The organism is Vibrio plantisponsor (genome assembly GCF_013041605.1).
Taxonomy (GTDB): domain Bacteria; phylum Pseudomonadota; class Gammaproteobacteria; order Enterobacterales; family Vibrionaceae; genus Vibrio; species Vibrio plantisponsor.
In genome coordinates, this window is the sequence record NZ_JABEQC010000001.1 from 586,345 (window position 1) to 603,367 (window position 17,023).

The 17,023-nt window shown below is 43.1% G+C and carries 16 protein-coding genes; 13 read left to right on the top strand and 3 right to left on the bottom strand.

Annotation, left to right across the window (positions count from 1 at the left end):
- The first annotated feature begins 5 nt into the window (after positions 1 to 5).
- From HKI82_RS02705 to vctC, 7 genes are all read left to right on the top strand, one after another.
- Entirely contained in the window at positions 6 to 269 is a 264-nt protein-coding gene (locus HKI82_RS02705) for a hypothetical protein (RefSeq protein WP_102939672.1), read from the top strand.
- A 151-nt stretch (positions 270 to 420) separates the two neighbouring features.
- Complete coding sequence (locus HKI82_RS02710) at positions 421 to 2,421, top strand: HAMP domain-containing methyl-accepting chemotaxis protein (protein WP_102939671.1); 2,001 nt, start codon at positions 421 to 423, stop codon at positions 2,419 to 2,421.
- Positions 2,422 to 2,591: 170 nt separating this feature from the next.
- Positions 2,592 to 3,350, top strand: coding sequence for a class II glutamine amidotransferase (locus HKI82_RS02715; protein ID WP_171137125.1), 759 nt, complete (start codon positions 2,592 to 2,594; stop codon positions 3,348 to 3,350).
- Positions 3,351 to 3,549: 199 nt separating this feature from the next.
- Positions 3,550 to 4,458, top strand: coding sequence for a siderophore ABC transporter substrate-binding protein (locus HKI82_RS02720; RefSeq protein WP_171137126.1), 909 nt, complete (start codon positions 3,550 to 3,552; stop codon positions 4,456 to 4,458).
- Positions 4,459 to 4,548: 90 nt separating this feature from the next.
- Positions 4,549 to 5,487, top strand: coding sequence for an iron chelate uptake ABC transporter permease subunit VctD (gene vctD, locus HKI82_RS02725; RefSeq protein WP_171137127.1), 939 nt, complete (start codon positions 4,549 to 4,551; stop codon positions 5,485 to 5,487).
- Positions 5,477 to 6,427: an iron chelate uptake ABC transporter permease subunit VctG gene (gene vctG, locus HKI82_RS02730; protein WP_102939667.1), complete on the top strand. Its 951-nt coding sequence runs from the start codon at positions 5,477 to 5,479 to the stop codon at positions 6,425 to 6,427. Before vctD ends, vctG begins: the two co-directional genes overlap by 11 nt.
- Before the next feature lie 2 nt (positions 6,428 to 6,429).
- Entirely contained in the window at positions 6,430 to 7,188 is a 759-nt protein-coding gene (gene vctC, locus HKI82_RS02735) for an iron chelate ABC transporter ATP-binding protein VctC (protein WP_171137128.1), read from the top strand.
- Between the two features lie 13 nt (positions 7,189 to 7,201).
- Here vctC and HKI82_RS02740 read toward each other — a convergent pair whose 3' ends face one another.
- Positions 7,202 to 8,185: an AraC family transcriptional regulator gene (locus HKI82_RS02740; protein ID WP_171137129.1), complete on the bottom strand. Its 984-nt coding sequence runs from the start codon at positions 8,183 to 8,185 to the stop codon at positions 7,202 to 7,204.
- A gap of 127 nt (positions 8,186 to 8,312) precedes the next feature.
- On the opposite strand from HKI82_RS02740, the gene HKI82_RS02745 reads away from it, so the two are divergent.
- On the top strand, positions 8,313 to 10,304 hold the full coding sequence (locus tag HKI82_RS02745; RefSeq protein ID WP_171137130.1) for a TonB-dependent siderophore receptor: 1,992 nt from the start codon (positions 8,313 to 8,315) through the stop codon (positions 10,302 to 10,304).
- Between the two features lie 326 nt (positions 10,305 to 10,630).
- A complete protein-coding gene (locus HKI82_RS02750; protein WP_102939664.1) occupies positions 10,631 to 11,824 on the top strand; it encodes an acetate/propionate family kinase in 1,194 nt (397 codons plus the stop codon).
- Between the two features lie 254 nt (positions 11,825 to 12,078).
- Here HKI82_RS02750 and HKI82_RS02755 read toward each other — a convergent pair whose 3' ends face one another.
- Positions 12,079 to 12,561 (bottom strand): RrF2 family transcriptional regulator, encoded by a 483-nt coding sequence (locus HKI82_RS02755; RefSeq protein ID WP_171137131.1) that lies wholly within the window; start codon positions 12,559 to 12,561, stop codon positions 12,079 to 12,081.
- An 84-nt stretch (positions 12,562 to 12,645) separates the two neighbouring features.
- Here HKI82_RS02755 and HKI82_RS02760 point away from each other — a divergent pair, with 84 nt between their 5' ends.
- The 4 genes from HKI82_RS02760 (at position 12,646) to HKI82_RS02775 (ending at position 16,078) form a co-directional block, all read left to right on the top strand.
- Positions 12,646 to 14,061 (top strand): MFS transporter, encoded by a 1,416-nt coding sequence (locus tag HKI82_RS02760; protein ID WP_171137132.1) that lies wholly within the window; start codon positions 12,646 to 12,648, stop codon positions 14,059 to 14,061.
- 150 nt (positions 14,062 to 14,211) lie between these two features.
- A complete protein-coding gene (locus HKI82_RS02765; RefSeq protein ID WP_171137133.1) occupies positions 14,212 to 14,922 on the top strand; it encodes a class I SAM-dependent methyltransferase in 711 nt (236 codons plus the stop codon).
- A gap of 363 nt (positions 14,923 to 15,285) precedes the next feature.
- A complete protein-coding gene (locus HKI82_RS02770; RefSeq protein WP_042490410.1) occupies positions 15,286 to 15,642 on the top strand; it encodes a MerR family transcriptional regulator in 357 nt (118 codons plus the stop codon).
- A gap of 58 nt (positions 15,643 to 15,700) precedes the next feature.
- The gene (locus HKI82_RS02775) at positions 15,701 to 16,078 is read left to right on the top strand and encodes a carboxymuconolactone decarboxylase family protein (protein ID WP_102939663.1); all 378 of its coding nucleotides are present in this window, start codon (positions 15,701 to 15,703) and stop codon (positions 16,076 to 16,078) included.
- 72 nt (positions 16,079 to 16,150) lie between these two features.
- On the opposite strand, the gene HKI82_RS02780 is transcribed toward HKI82_RS02775, so the two are convergent.
- Positions 16,151 to 16,978, bottom strand: a complete 828-nt coding sequence (locus tag HKI82_RS02780) for a TrmB family transcriptional regulator (protein WP_171137134.1) — start codon at positions 16,976 to 16,978, stop codon at positions 16,151 to 16,153.
- Between the last annotated feature and the right edge of the window lie 45 nt (positions 16,979 to 17,023).

Here is a 17,023-nt window from a genome sequence, read left to right on the forward strand (position 1 = left end):
TTTTCATGATGTTCTCTTTCTTCGCGACGTTTTTCTTCATGCTTCTTTTAGGTAAAAAAGTACTTGTGCCTTACCTGTCCATACTGAGTCTTGCGCTGCTTTTGGTGATAATTCACTTTGTGATTGATGTTGATACCATTCCTGTGTTGATCACTCTGTTTGTTGCAGCCCCATTGCTGATTCATTTCCGTTATTCTGCTTTAACCCATCCCGCGTTTGTGGTTTGCGTGCTTGCGCCGTCACTTTTGATGTATTCATTGGGCGCATAGTTCCAGCAATGACGTCATTTTCTGTCAAAATACCGGATATCATACGTAAATTGTACAAACACTAACCAAACACTCCTCAAGTTTTATTTGTGAATACCGTTAACCTTTAATTAACGTTATAGTCTCAAAAAAGTTGTACAGGAGCTCAAGGATGAAGCTAACGATTTCGGGGAAGTTGCAGTTAAGTTTTTTGCTTTTAGCCGTATTATTTACGGTTTCTGCGGTCGTAACCTACCGAAATGTCTCAGTATTAGAGACTCATACCAATTCACTTCTTCAGTCTGATTTGCCAACCGTTGATACCTCGCGAGCGATTCAGCAATCTATTCAGGCAACACTTTCTACTGTTCGCGCCTATATGCTATTGGGAAGTGATGAGCAGACGGGTGAAAACCTCAAAACTAAAATCAATACGATAATTTCTCAGACAGATGAATCCCTGCCAGTTTTAGAAACGCTCATTCAACAGCAGGACTACCAGAATGTAGTTATGCATTGGAATGAAGTGAAAGCCTCGGTAAACAAAATCGTCGAGATGACTCATACACCTGAGAACTTGCCTGCACATAATCTGTTCACCAGTGAAGCGGCGCCAATTGCTGAAGTGGCATTGGATCAGATTCAAGGGCTGCTGAATGCGGAATCTTCAAACAAAGAGGGTGAAGAGCGCAAGCGTCTGTTTAAAGTCTATGCCGACAGCTATAACTCGCTGGCAAATGCGCTTTCTGCCATGCGTGATTTTCTTTTGTACGGCGATCCTGACTATCTGACAAAGTATCAAGATTTTATCAAAGCCCATAAGCAGTCTGTGAGTGAGATAGAAAGTAAGATCGATTTGTTGAACGAAGATGACAAGTCACTTTGGGAACTGTTTAAAGAGATGCAGCAGTTGTATTTTCCGCTGGCTGATCAAACCATTGCGCTTCGTCAGTCGCCAGATTGGAACCTAGTTAACCAAGAGATGGCGAATGTTCTGGTGCCTGCCGCTGAACAGTTGGATATCAGTTTGGAAGCGGTGGTCGCGGCTCAGCAAAGCAAAGCGGATAAGAGTGGTGAAGGTATCAATCAATCGGTTCACCAGGTTCTGACGATTCTGGTGGTGGCGCTGATCTTAGTGGTGATTGCATCGCTGGTGGTTTCAACCTACATGGGACGCAGCATTGGCCGCCGTGTGGCGCAAATTTCAAAACGAGCACAGCTGATTGCTTCTGGCGATGTTTCCCAACAACCATTGGAAGTGAAAGGAAGCGATGAGTTGTCAGCATTAACCGTTTCAATCAACAGCATGAATCGCGCTTTATCGGATATCGTTAAAGGTGTGACAGATAAAGCGGGGCAGGTGAATGACAGTATGCAAGCGTTACTCACATCCAGCCAGCAAACCCTTAGCCAAGTGAAAAATCAGGAACAGAGTATCGAGCAAATGGAGACGGAGCTGGAAGATGTCGCTCAGTCAACGCAACATACGCTTGATCAGGCGCAGCGTTCGGTAGAAACCCTGTCGGACAGTCAACACGAGTTAACTTTAGGACGTGAGTCGCTTGAGCAAAACAAAGCGACCATGGCTTCTTTGCACAAAACGATTGAAGTCACCAGCGAGCTGGTTGCGAAGTTGAATCTCGAAAGCCAAGCGATTGGTAAAGTCACCGAAGTGATTGAAGGATTAGCCGAGCAGACCAACTTACTGGCGCTTAACGCAGCGATTGAAGCGGCGAGAGCCGGTGATGCGGGCAGAGGTTTTGCCGTGGTTGCTGATGAGGTTCGCATGCTGGCGTCTCGCACGACTAAGTCAACCACCGAAATCAATAGTATTGTTAATGCAATTCAGAGTGCGACTGGGTCTGTAGTGAAAGAAATTCAACGCAGTCAGGAGATGGCTGAACAAGGTTCAGAACACATTGAAGAAGCGGTGATCAAGCTGGTTAACTCTACCGATCAAATTTCTGCTCTGAATGAACAAATGTTACAGTTAGCGGCTGCGGCTAATCAGCAATCTGAAGCAACGCGTTTGATTACCGAACATATGCAGAACGTGTCGACTTCGATGAAAGATGTGGATTCCATCAGCCAGAATGCAAACAAAACATCACTGCAAATTCGGGATCGTGTAACCGAATTAAATAGCGAAATGGCTCAATTTAAACTGCACTAATATTGTGGTTTTTATATTCTGCGCTCAAAACTTCTGTAGAGCGCAGAATGCAAACTTAGATCCTCTCACAAGCTATATACAGCAAGCACTTTTGTCCTATATGTGATCATTGCAGCCTCACAAAATTCGTGGTTAATTATCGTTTTTGTCGTTATAGGATTGCGTGTTTTATGTGCCGTTGGCTCGCGTATCAGGGAAGCCCTATCTATTTAGATGAGCTTATTTTCCACCCTGAACACTCTCTTGTTCATCAAAGTATCGAAGCTCGAAAAACGGTTACCCGAGTCAATGCTGACGGGTTTGGATTAGGCTGGTATACCGAGCGTTCTACACCGGGGCAGTTTCATGAAGTGTTACCAGCATGGGGCGATGAGAACTTGCGCTCTCTAGCGCATCATATTCGCTCGCACCGATTTATGGCCCATGTACGTTCGTCTACGGGGAGTCGCGTTTCACGTAGCAACTGTCATCCATTTATCATCGATAATTGGATGTTTTTGCATAACGGACAGATTGGCGAATTTGCCAAGGTGAAATACTCGTTAGAGCACATGTTGCCGGAAGAAATCTATATTAAGCAGCATGGCAGCACTGACAGTGAGTTAATCTTTTTGTTGATGATTATGAATGGCTTGTTTGAACAGCCTGTGGCAGCCATTCGTAAAACGATCTACGACATTGAGCAAACGATGGCCAAAAAAGGGGTAACCGAACCTTTTAAAGCTTCCATTTGTGTCTCAGATGGCGAGCAATTCTGGTTGGTTCGCTATAGCTCGGATCAACAACCACCAACGGTATTCGTAAAGAAGCAAGGCGAAGATATCATTCTAGCGTCAGAGCCTCTGGCAAATGAACCCGGTTGGGAGAGCGTAGCGCCTCAAACCATTACCCATGTTTTGGGTAATCATTGTCAAAGCTACCAAATTTAATTCCTCATTTTCAAAGGGTTCCGCTCAAGCATTTCTTGAAGGAACCCTTTTCATCGCTACTTTTTTGAAGTTGTTCTAAAGCTCATTTCACGTCCTTTTTGTCTCTGTGATTACAGTTGCCAATCAATCTTTTGAACGTTATAGTTCGGTGCAAATAAAAATGATTATCAATAATCTTCGCAATTAAAAAGGAACCCGAATGAAAAAGCGTATCAGTTTGGCTACTGTTGGCATTCTCCTATCTATGACGGCACACGCCGAATCAGTAACTGTTGAACACAGCATGGGTAAAACCACGCTAGAGCAGAATCCTCAACGAGTAGTTGTTATTGGGCTGGGCGTATTGGATGCCGTAGACACGTTTGGTATTGAGCCGATTGCGATCTCTAAAGTGCCACAAATTCCTAACTACTTGGAAAAATACAAAGCAGAAAAATATGGCGCTGCGGGTTCATTGTTTGAACCGGATTTTGAAAAAATCTACACACTTAAACCAGATCTGATTCTGATTGGCCCTCGTGCAGCAAAGAGTTATGGCGAGCTAACTAAAATAGCACCAACGATTGTGTTTGCCGTGGATGCTAACAAAGGCTACTGGCAAAGCACTCAGGAGCAATGGAAAAACCTAGGTAAAGTGTTCAACATCGAAAACAAAGTCGATGAAAAAATTGACCAACTTGATAAGAAGTTCCAAGCGGTACGTGCCTACAACCAAAACCACAATTTGGATGCGATGACGGTAATGACCAACGGTGGCAACATTACGGCATTTGGCGCGGATTCACGTTTTTCTTCTATTTATCAAGATTTTGGCTTCAAAGAGACCGTTCCAACCAAAAAGAACAGCAGCCACGGAGACTTGGTTTCCTACGAGTTTATCCGTGAAAACGACCCGAAAGTGTTGCTGGTTATCGACCGTAACAAGCTGACCAACCCAAATGATGATCAGGGCAGCAAAGAGTTTTACAACGACTTAATCAAAACGACTCAAGCGTACAAAAACAACAGTATTGCGTTTCTTGATTTGAATGCATGGTATCTGTCTATTGCTGGTGTGAAAGCCACGGAGCAGATGATCTCTGATATGGAAAAATCTGTTGGTCTTTAGTCTGACTCAGCGTCATTTTTAAACTATAAGAGAGGCGGCTTCTTTACCTTAATATGGTTATGGGAGCATGCCTCATAGCTGAGGTTAACTTTGAAAAGGTTATTGCTTGCTTTAATGTTGGTTAGCGTTGCATCACTGTTTGTGGGCGTCGGTAACCTCTCTCTCACTTCTCTTCTCAATCATGATCCTATGTCATGGCAGTTACTATGGACGAGCCGCTTACCTCGTTTACTTGCTATTCTATTGGCGGGCGCAGGTCTGAGTATCGCTGGTTTGATCATGCAACAGGTGAGTCAAAATCGTTTTGCTGCGCCTTCCACATCGGGAACTATCGAGTGCGCCATGTTGGGGTATGTGTTGAGCTTGGTCTTATTTGGTAATGGCACACATTTGTGGCTCATTTTTTCAGTGGCTATGTTCGGTACGTTGGTTTTCGTCTGGTTTATCCAGAGTATTCAGTTCAAGAACGCCATTTTTGTTCCTTTAATCGGTATCGTATTTGGCAATGTCGTGGATTCAACTGCCACTTTTGTCGCCTACAAATACGATGCAATCCAAAACCTATCTGCATGGAAAGTAGCGAATTTTGCCAACATTCTGCAAGGTGACTTTGAACTGCTTTATATCGCTATTCCTATTGCGGTGTTTAGTTACTTATATGCGGCGCGTATTTCTGCGGTCGGTATGGGCAAAGAGTTTGCTGTAAACCTTGGTTTGAACTACAACCAGGTGCTGGTGATCGGGGTTTGTCTGGTATCGGTGTTGTCTGCCAGTGTTGTCATGATTGTGGGTGAACTTCCGTTCCTTGGGTTAATTGTGCCGAACGTGGTGAGCCATTTCTATGGCGACAATCTTCGGGCAAACATTCCGCGCACCGCTGCTTTCGGCGCGCTTCTGGTGTTGCTGTGCGATTTGGCTGGCCGAGTGATTATTTTCCCCTATGAAGTGCCGATTTCTATGATCATCAGTATGTTGGGTGGCATCGCGTTTATTCTGCTGATTACAAAAGGTATGCGTCATGCAGGATAGAATTAAATTAGCCTTATTGATTTTAGTGTCGATGGTATTTATTGGATTGTTTATTGGTTTGGGTTTAACCGCTGACAATTACCAGTATTTTCTTTCGCGCCGAGTACCCAAAGTGTTGGCGATAGTGATAGCTGGTATTGCGATTGCTCAGTCTTCACTGGCTTTCCAGACCATTACTCATAACCGGATATTAACGCCAAGCATAATGGGTTTTGATTCCCTCTATTTGCTGACTCAAACCTGCATTGTGGTTGCATTTGGCGGCTTAAGTAGCTTTATCTTGAATGCGTATTTGAACTTCTCATTGTCTGTGTCAGTGATGCTGCTTTTTTCCAGTTTGCTGTTTGCTTTCTATTTCCGTAAAGAGAATCAGAGCCTGATGATGTTGCTGCTATTGGGCGTCATTTTTGGACAGCTATTTTCCAACATCGCTTCATTTTTCATTATGTTGATGGACCCGAACGATTTCGCCTCTTTGCAAGTCACGATGTTCGCCAGTTTCAACAATGTGAATGTTGATCTGGTGTACTTTGCCACACCTTTGCTCATTCTGGCTTCGGTTGCGCTGTTTAGTATGAACCGGATTTTGGATGTGTTCTGGCTCGATAAGGACAACGCCATCAGCCTTGGTGTAGATGTGCGTAAAATGACGCGCAATGTTCTCTTGTTAAGTGCTTTCTTGATTTCGATCTCGACAGCTCTGGTTGGCCCCATCATGTTCTTTGGTTTACTTGTAACCAACCTGACTCGTGAGTGGTTCAAAGCTTATCAGCACCGAGTGCTGCTTCTGGCCTGTTCTGCAATGTCGGTTGCTGCGCTGTTAGCGGGGCAATGGATGGTCGAGAAAGTGTTCCATTTCAGTACCACCTTAAGTGTCATCATTAACTTTATTGGCGGTATCTATTTCCTTTCACTCTTAATTCGTAACAAAGTGGTTTAGCAATGATCAAATTGAAAAATCTGACCAAAATGTTTGGTCAACAAACGGTAGTCAACGCTGCGAGTACTCAATTTGAGAAAGGGAAAGTTACCTCAATTATTGGCCCTAATGGTGCAGGGAAAAGTACGCTGCTATCGATGGCAAGCCGGTTAATCAATCGTGATGCAGGTGAAGTCTGGATAGATAACCGAGAGCTGGTGGATTGGGATACCAAAGCATTGGCTAAAAAGCTTTCTGTATTGCGTCAAGCGAACAGCTTAACCATGCGTTTCACTGTTCGGGAACTGGTTTCGTTTGGACGTTTTCCTTACTCAAAAGGCAAACTGACTCAAGACGACCAGCAAGTGATTGATCAGTCTATTGAGTATCTGGACTTGTCTGATATCGAACACAAATATCTTGATGAACTCAGCGGTGGTCAGCGTCAACTTGCGTTTATTGCCATGGTAATTGCTCAGGATACAGACTATGTCTTCTTGGATGAGCCGCTCAACAACCTCGATATTAAGCACTCACTGCAAATCATGTCGACTATTCAGCGTCTCGCGCATGAATTGGACAAAGCGGTTGTTGTGGTTATCCATGACATCAACTTTGCTTCCTGCTATTCCGACCGGATTATCGCGATGAAAAAAGGTGAGATGGTGGCATCAGGCAGTGTTGAAGAGGTCATCCAAGCGCAGGTGTTGAGTAATATCTACGAAACACCATTTAGGGTGGTAAAAATGGAAGGCAAACTGATGTGCCTGTATCACACTTAACAACGTCATTCTTCTATTCTGTCTTATTTTGCATAAAAGCCTGCGGTGATTCACCAAAGGCTTTCTTGAATGCCGCTGAAAAGTTTGACGGATGATGATAACCCGCCTCATATGCGGCTTCGGTAATGCTGCAATACCCTTTTCCCAAGTGCTTTCTAGCGATATGTAAACGACGGTCACGAGTATAGCTTGCCACTGTCATACCAAGTTGCTGTTTAAACTTGCTTTGTAAGCTTGAAACACTCATCGCCATCTGTTGAGCCAGCTTCTCTAGCCGGATATCTTCTGATAGATGCTGTTCAATGTAATGTATCGCTTTGCCGATGGAATCATTATAGGTGGAGCAGCAAGCAGGGGATTCAGAAGTGGGTTTGTCGGCGAGCTGTTCAATACACATCTGAATCAATGCAAAACTGCTGGCTTCGAGCTGAATATAATCGTTGAGTGTTTTAGGTGCAGACAGGGAAAGTACCTTCTTTGTTGCCTCAAGCATCTCGCCGGTAAAATTTACCATTGCTGCTGCTTTATGGGTGGAGACAAACTGACTTGCAGGGCATGCCTCTTTGATTCGATTTACTATCCATTGCGGTGATATGACTAAGTTGAGTTTTACGATATGACTTCCTTTGACTAAGCGGCGATGGAAGTTACAAGGTTGCGCCAAATTGACGATAAGAGCTTGAGGCTCAGCGCTGGCGTCTAAGGTGAACTCTAAATCGTCGTAACCAAATTGCAGGTTTCCTTCAATGAGCAAGGTGATGATAGTCGAAGCTTCACTGGTACAAACAACCTGCGAGTCTTGTAACTCATAGCTGGCTCCGCCGTGAAGGGAAAATATGCCTTCACAGGTATGGCTGATAAATTCTCCTCGCGCTAGTGAGAGTGGGGAATTCTTACGCTGTGTCACTATGGTTTGTTGTTCGCTATCTCGAATCTTCTGAGTCAGAACGACTTTCGTTCCGGGCTGGCTTTTTGCAGTTACATTCGTTTCCATCATCAATTCTCATAACTGTTATGCGATTTTGCATAAGCTATTCAGGTTCCTACTTTACCGCATACATATTAACATTATTGATAACGATTATCATTTGTATTTTATACATAAGTGAAAGGAACTAAAGGATATGTATCCGAATAAGAAGTCAGTGGTATGTTTGGCGATTACATCTGTGTTGAGCGGAGGAGTATTCGCCCAGCAGGAAGAGTCTCCGCAAGAACAGGTTGTTGTCTGGGGCACAAAAGTATCGAGTAATTCCGAATCTCTAACGACCGATGATCTTTCGGTTAAACAAGCGGATCATATGTCCGACTTGTTACGTGATATTCCCGGTGTCGATGTTGGCGGGACGCACTCGGTAAACCAACGTATCAATATTCGTGGGTTGGGTGAAAGTGACCTAGATATCCGTTTAGATGGTGCTTCGCAACATGCGAACATGTTCCATCATATCGGCAGCCTGACTTTAAACCCTGATATTCTCAAATCAGCAGATATCCAAGTCGGTAATAACTCAGTGGTCTCTGGCGGTCTAGGTGGTGCTGTTTATTTCGAAACCAAAAACGCCAAAGATCTGCTTCGCTATGACGAGTCATTTGGGGCGCGAGTATTTGCAGGTTATGCGTCTAACGCAAACCAACAGGGTTCTGTCACCGTCTATGGTCAATTAAGCGATAAGGTTGATGCCATGATTTATGGGCAGCAAATTTCGCGTGACAACTTTGAAGATGGCAAAGGTGATGAAACCATCGGAGCGGATGGAGATACATACAACGTGCTGGGTAAAATTGGTTTCGAACCTGCGTTGGGGCATCGATTCCAGCTTTCCTATGATGTGTACCGCGACAAAGGTGATTACAGCCCTCGTCCAGATATGGCCGGTAGTGCCAACCTTACATTAACGGGTGATGAGCTTGTACCGACTAAGTACGATCGCGACACTATTACTGGCTCTTATGAACTGGACACCGAACATCACAAAGGAAAAATTACGCTGTATAGCAGCGAAACAGAAATTGATCGTGATGAATCTGTGATTACCAGCCGCTGGGCTACTGTACGCCATTCAAGAAACACCGCAACCAACAGAAATATTGGTGCAAACATAAAATTCCAATCAGATTACCAAGTCGCAAGCCTAAATAACCAAGTGACCTACGGTGCTGATTATATCGATCAGACCAGTGAGAGTGCCTACGGTGGCTCTAAATTTATGGAAGAGTCGGCAATATCAACAGCCTTGTTTGCGGAAAATAAACTCTATGTGACAGATGCTTGGTCTGTTACTGCAGGCTTGCGTTTTGACGATTTTGAGCGCAAAGCGGTAACTTCTGACAACAGTTTTGATGATGTGACTTGGTCTTTAGGAACCGAGTGGGACGTAACCAAAGACTGGACTTTATTTGCCAACGCTCGTTCTTTGTTCAAAGGGCCTGAGTTATTGGAAACTTTTGTCAGATATCAGGATGTGGCGTACTTAGCGGATGATATTAAAGCGGAAACGGGCTTGAATACTCAAGCAGGTGTAAGGTTCGACAAGAAATTGAACGATCACTTCTTGGGCATGAACATTACGCTATTTAAGACGCAAATTGATGACTACATCTCAACAGATTGGGATAACGCTACCAGTACTTATAGGATCCGCAATGCTGGTGATATGGAAATCAAAGGTCTGGAGGTCAGCGCGACATACGCTTACGACATGTTTAGCTCCAAGCTATCTTATGCGCGCTCTGAAGCGAATGATGTCACGAATGGTGGTCCAATGCCTAATTCATATGGTTCAAGCGCTGACATGGGCGATAGCTTTGCTCTTACTTTAGGTTATCAAGCAGATTCTATTGATACGATGTTCGGTTGGACGTCGATTGTTGTTCTTGATGAAGATAACGTGATGACAGGCGCAGACATCAAACAAGGCTACGACGTACACAACATGCATGCACAGTGGATCCCTCATCAAATCCCTGATTTGATCGTAACTGTGGGTATTGAAAACATCTTCGATGAGCTTTACGTCTCTCACGCATCACGTCTGGGAACAGCGCGTGGCGCGACCACGGATGATTATGAACCTGGAAGAAGCTATAAGATTTCGGCGGCTTATCAGTTCTAACGACGTCCTACCACTTAAGTACTAAATGTAACTAATAGCATATCGACTTAAGTGCACTAACAAAATAATAGGCTAGGTAATTCAACCGCTTACAAGCAATTGTAGGCGGTTTTTTCGTTCAGTGGTCTATAGTTGGTGTGAGGCGCAAATTAAATATTTCGTTAGGTAAAAGAAATGAGTTTTTGCGAGAGATCAATAAAAAACGCGAGAATGACACCAAAAAATTAAAACAAAGTTGAAAGATTCAAAAATTATTGAATAATGGTTGCAAACAAATACACGAAGTTTAAGCTTCGTACTCATTGTCGGATACAGGAAAGAGCCCCATGTCGAACTCGTATGTGTTGGTTATCAACTCTGGTAGCTCCTCACTAAAATTTGCAGTCATAGATTCAAACAACGGTGAAGCGTTAGTTACAGGTTTAGGGGAATGCTTCGGTCTTCCTGAAGCAGTTCTAGGTTGGAAATATCAGGGAGAGAAAACCGAAGAGGCAATTACTGCTCCGGACAATCATCACCAACACGCCATTAATCGTATTGTAGGTTTGATGGAAAGCTTGGGATTTACGAAAGACTTGGTTGCAGTAGGTCATCGTATCGTTCATGGAGGTGAGAAATTCACTTCAACGGTTCGCATCGATGATGAAGTACTGACTGAAATTGAAAACTTGTCGGATCTAGCACCGCTCCACAACCCGGCAGGCGCAAAAGGCATTCGTGCTGCAATGCAAGCTTTCCCAAGCCTTCCTCAATTTGCTGTATTCGACACCGCATTCCACCAAACAATGCCGCAAAAAGCATTCACTGGTGCAATTTCTCATGAACTGTATGAGAAATACGGCATTCGTCGATACGGCTTCCATGGCACTAGTCATTACTTTGTTAGCCGTGAAGCAGCAAAAATGCTGGATAAATCGATTGATGAATCAAACTTCATCACGGTTCACCTCGGTAACGGCGCATCAGTGTGTGCGATTCGTAACGGTAAATCAGTCGATACATCAATGGGCTTCACCCCATTGGCTGGCCTAATGATGGGTACGCGTTCGGGCGACCTTGACCCAGGCATTATCGAGTTCCTGTTGAAGAAAGGCTGGACTCAAGAAGAAGTCTTCAACACGCTGAACAAGAAATCAGGTTTCTTAGGTGTGTCTGGCTTAACTTCTGACGCTCGTGGCATTTTAGAAGCGATGGCGAAAGGTCACGAAGGTGCGAAACTCGCATTTGAAGTGTTCACTTACCGCGTAGCTAAGTACATCGGTTCATACCTGATCCCATTAGACAGCTTAGATGCAATCATCTTCACTGGTGGTATCGGTGAGAACTCACTGGATATTCGTCGCGAGATCTTAAGCAATCTTAAACTATTAGGCTTTGTTGAAGACGAGAAAGGCAATGAAGCGGCTCGTTTTGGTAACGCAGGTATCATCGGTAAATCTGAACTGCTAAATGCAGTAGCGATGGTGGTTCCAACCAACGAAGAATTTGTCATTGCTCAACAGTCGGTTGAATTGCTGTAGTAACATCACAACCCTATTGTTAAAAGCGAGCTCAGTGCTCGCTTTTTTGTTCTTTATGTTGGATAGACCCTCGCTAAGCCGCGTATGGCGACACACCTATTACCAACTTCACTGACTTCAGCAATACCCCTAAGTTATCAATGTTAGTGTTGACTTGTTTATGCCCCAAACAAGTTAGATGTCTCGCCAAGCATTAGGCAATTTGGCGAGCGGTTTGCATAATTGTACTAATGTGAATTTGGCATGGTTCCGAGTTAACTTGATTCTTCTGCTTGTGCACATGTATTTAGCGTTTCAACACTTTCATTATCCAAATTATTTAAGCGATACTTAAATTTTTCATTCAATTCAGCAAGTGTCATTCTTTCAAGCTGGGATATAAACACATGTCGAGACATCTCTAACGCCTTGTTCAGAGACTCGTCTGCAATCTGCTGTACTAAACATGTCGAGTTTTCGGCTTCGCTTGATATTGCAAATAATCGAGGCATCCCCAAAGCTTCGTAAAGCCCAAGTAGTGTAATTTCATCTAGGCGTTTCGTTAATATCCAGCCTCCATGATGGCCTTTGTTTGACATGACATAACCTTTGTTACGTAGCCCTGACATTGTTCTTCGAATTACAGATGAATTTGTGTTTAGCATCTTAGCTAAAACTTCTGAGGTTAAAGGTTGCTGCGTATCATGCATATGTAATAAGGCATGGATAACTCTCGATAGCCTAGAATCTGTTCGCATCGTCGACTCCTTTTTATGTTGCTTTTAAAGATACATGAAAATAGAATGCTTATCACGATACATTTGAAGTTACATGAATAAGCTATGAAGAACGAACAATACCCACCAAACAGATGGCACGCACTTTTCTTTTTATTGCTTGCTAACTTCCTTAACATTTTGGATGTGACTATCGTCAATGTCGCAATTCCGCGTATTTACGACGACATGGGAATTTCACATTCTCAAGCACAATGGATATCAATCATATACTTGATAAGTTTTGCTGCTTTCTTACTTCCTTTTGGAAAGTGCGGGGACATGTACGGCAAAGTAAGATTTTTCAAAATGGGGTTAATTGCTTTTGTTGTGACATCGTTGATATGTGCAATATCGCCTAACATCGAGATATTGATGTTCAGCAGGCTGTTTCAAGGTCTTGCAAGCGCGATGATGGTCCCACAGGTGTTAGCCATTGCAGTATCAATGTTTCCTGTCGATGAAAAAACAAAGATGTTTGGGTATGTGGGAATTGTAGGAAGCTTAGCATCAATACTTGGTCCCATCGTTGGGGGAGCGTTGATTTCGCTCAATCTATTGAGTCTTGATTGGCGAATCATCTTTGCCATTAATATACCTATTGGAGCAATAGCCTATTGGGGTGCGAAAAAAAATTTGGACAGTGAAGTGGAAACTCAGAAGCAACGAATAGATTGGATTGGGAATAGTCTAATTATATTCATCAGTATTTCCCTTATCGTACCGCTCATTGAAGGCTACAGCTTGGGTTGGCAACCGTGGTTACTGATTATGTTGGCAATGTCTCTACCTAGTATTTGGGGGCTTAACTGTTGGTTAAAGAGCCCTACAGCAGATAGTAGCCAAACCAAATTAATCTCAATTAGCCTATACAAAAACCATATATTCACAAACCAAGCTTTCTTTATGATGTTATTTGGTGCAACGACTCCGGGCTTGTTCTTTGTTCTTGCATATTACATTCAGGGGGTTCTAGGCTTTAGTCCATTTGAATCAGGAGTCGTGACTTTGGCATTCCCTTTAGGGGTTCTTATTTCTTCATCAGTACTAAAAAGCAGCCCTATTTCATGGCAACGCTACAGAGTCGTAGGTGGTTGTTTCAGCCTGACTATTGCATGGTCAATGCTCTATTTTACTGTTAACTATGTTTCTGCATTTGATGAGCTATATTGGGTTTCGTTTCCTTTATTCATTGGGGGAATTGGAATGGGAAGTGCAATAATTGCATTATTTCAGAGCATTATGAGCAATGTAGATAGGGAAGACTCTGGTACTGCTTCTGGTGCAATGCAAGCATTACAACATATCGGCATGGCAATAGGTATTGGTATAGCTGGGCAGATTTATTTCATTTCGTTGGATTTGTATGAAGTTCCAGTGTTAGCGATGAAAAACTGCGTGTTATACAGTGCTATTATGCTTGCTGGATTTTCGATGAAGTCTCTTTACGATCTCATTCGAGTAGATAATCAATGTCACTGATTTTGTAAAAAGTAGGAACCCGGAACTCTTCTCTATAAGTATTTGAGAAATAAATGACTTCTAGTATTAGAAATCCGAGTATTAGATCAACAAGCCTAAAACGTTTTTGTCCATTTAAGAGCGGTTATACGGCTTAGGAGCCAATGTTATATGAATCAAGATGAACTCAAAGCTGTTTTTGATAAACAGGCTACAAGCTATGAAGAGCAGCAAAAGAAGCTGGCGCCTGTTCATGATGGTCTTTACTCTCAACTCGAATGGATTTTATCGGAGTTACCGCGCGCTGCCCGAATTCTTTGTGTTGGCCTAGGTGTTGGTGTTGAACTTTCTTATTTGGCTAGCAGGTTCCCAGACTGGAGATTTACTGCTGTTGAACCTTCTGGCGCGATGCTCGATGTATGCCGCCAAAGAGCAGAGAAAGAAGGTTACATTTCTCGCTGTACGTTTCACGAGGGGTATGTGGAATCATTGCCAGATATTGAGCAGCACGACGCGGGTACTTGTTTTATGGTTTCACAATTTATCCTCGACAATGAGGCGCGTTCAAACTTTTTCCGAGCCATATCAGAAAGATTGAAACACAACGCTATCTTGGTTAGTGCTGATCTTTCTTCATCTGTCGGAACACCGGAGTATGACGCCTTGCTCAAGGTATGGGTGAGTATGCTTCATGCTGCAAACGTCCCCAAGGATGCGATAGAAAAAACACATTCTGCATGGGCAAAAGACGTAGCGATTTTGCCCCCTGATGAGGTTAAGTCAATTATAAAAAATGGTGGTTTTGGCTCACCTGTCCAGTTTTACCAGGCTGGGTTTGTTCATGCTTGGTTCTCTAAGTGTTCGCCAATCACTTCCGTATAGCAAAGCTGTTAAATTCGCTCCCTACAGTCGCCGGAAGCTCGCAAGCTCGCGCCGTATATGGCAGTGTTAACCCATAGAAATTTTTATCCGAAACTCACCTGATACAACCGATGACCTAAAACGCTTTTGTCCAAATTCTCGTTAGTAGGTGCGATACTAATAGAAACCCAACCAACAAAGAATTTGTTATTGCTCAACAGTCGGTTGAATTGCTGTAGTAACAATCAAAACCATATTGCTAAAAGCGAGCTCAGTGCTCGCTTTTTTTCGTTTTGAGTTTGGTTAAATCATTACGCCCTAGCAGTTACGAGAACTGGGCAGTAGGGCGTTGACCGAGACAATTAAAGTAGAAAGGTAACAAAGATGAATATGAAAAAGTTTTCGGACCTCGTTGGGCTTTCGTCTTACACGCTTCGATACTATGAAAAAATTGGTTTACTCAAACATGTGCAAAGAAATAGCAGTGGTCACCGTGTCTACTCAAATCGGGATATTGATTGGATCAACTTTATTAAACGACTGAAAGACACGGGAATGCCATTAGAAGAAATTCAAAAATATGCGTCATTGAGGGATATAGGTGCTCAAACCAGAGCAGATCGCCAAGCACTACTAGAGAAACACCGAGAAAAACTGAAACAACATATCCAGCAACAGGTCGAGCATCTGGACGCATTAGAAGTAAAAATTGATTTATACAAAAGTGGGAAAGTGAGTTGACTTAGAGTGAACTCTAACTTGTAAGGTGTGCTGGTAGTCATTTATAGGAGCACACAAAATGGAAAATCAACGATTTAATTCTGGGTTAGAACAGTTATCAAAAATTGATGGTGAGGCTGGTCAAAAAGTTATAGAAAGCCTGCGTGACATATGCCCTGATTTAGCCAAATTCACCATTGAATACCCGTTTGGTGATATTTATACCCGTCAGGGCTTAGACCTGAAATCAAGAGAGATCGCGACTGTTTCTGCATTGACTGCGATGGGGAATTGTACGCCACAGCTAAAAGTACATTTGCACGCTGCCCTTAACGTTGGTTGTACAGAGGAAGAGCTGAAAGAAGTAATAATACAAATGTCAGTCTATGCTGGGTTCCCAGCAGCATTAAATGGAATGTTTGCTTTTAAAGAAGTGCTATCTGAACGAAGCAATTAGCTATTTAGGTCGATAGGGCAGCGTAACCTGAAGCTGCCCGACAACTTTCCAGAGCGATGCGGTGCTTAATCGCTAAAGCTCATTACTTTGAAGCTCCGACGTTGAATGCAGATTTAATCGGTCATCGCTTACCATGTTGTTTTCTAGTTCATGGATGGTGGCAATTCGAAAACGCTTTTCTAATGCCAACTTCTCATATTCAGTCAGGTAAATGTCACTGTGAATGTGTTCAGCCATCATTTTGATGATTAAGCGGTTGTTTGAGAACAAGCCTTGAGTTTCTTCACGATGGGAGAACATCATCGCTTGTTTCATGTCTACCACCAGCATAAAACGGTGAGAAGGATAGCGCTGTTCAGGGTTTTCTGAGCGAGAATAGTGTTCAACTTTTGGGTGTGGCAAATCTAAGCGATTAAAAGAGAACACAATCACCCGTACTCCGCGTTCTATGGCTTGGCAGATCTCGTCTGCAATCAATTCGAGATGAAAATCCGTATTAAGATAAACTTCCATTTGCGCCAGATTGAGCATTTCCCTAGCTTTCTGAATCAGATTTTCAAACCCTGTAACGTTATAGATAAATTCTTTCTCTTCCTGCAGCATCATGCGTGAAAGCTCTTTCTTCAGGATGTGAATGTTCTTTATCGTTTTTTTCTCAATCTGACTGAATATCAGATCCGGAGATTTGGCTTCATATTCTTTGGTATCTCCGTCGGACATAAAGATACAACCGTTCTTGTACAGGTTATCAATCGACGAATAAACAGATGAACGAGAGAGGGAAATCTCTTTGGCTATTTTATAACCGCTGGATCGGCCATTTTTAAGCAAGTTGATATAAACCAAAGCATCAGTTTTCGTAAAGCCAAAGTCCATCAGTTTTGTTACCAGCTCGGTCACGGGAGTTCCTCGGTAATTGTTCACGCAAAATTTCCTGTCAAGGTT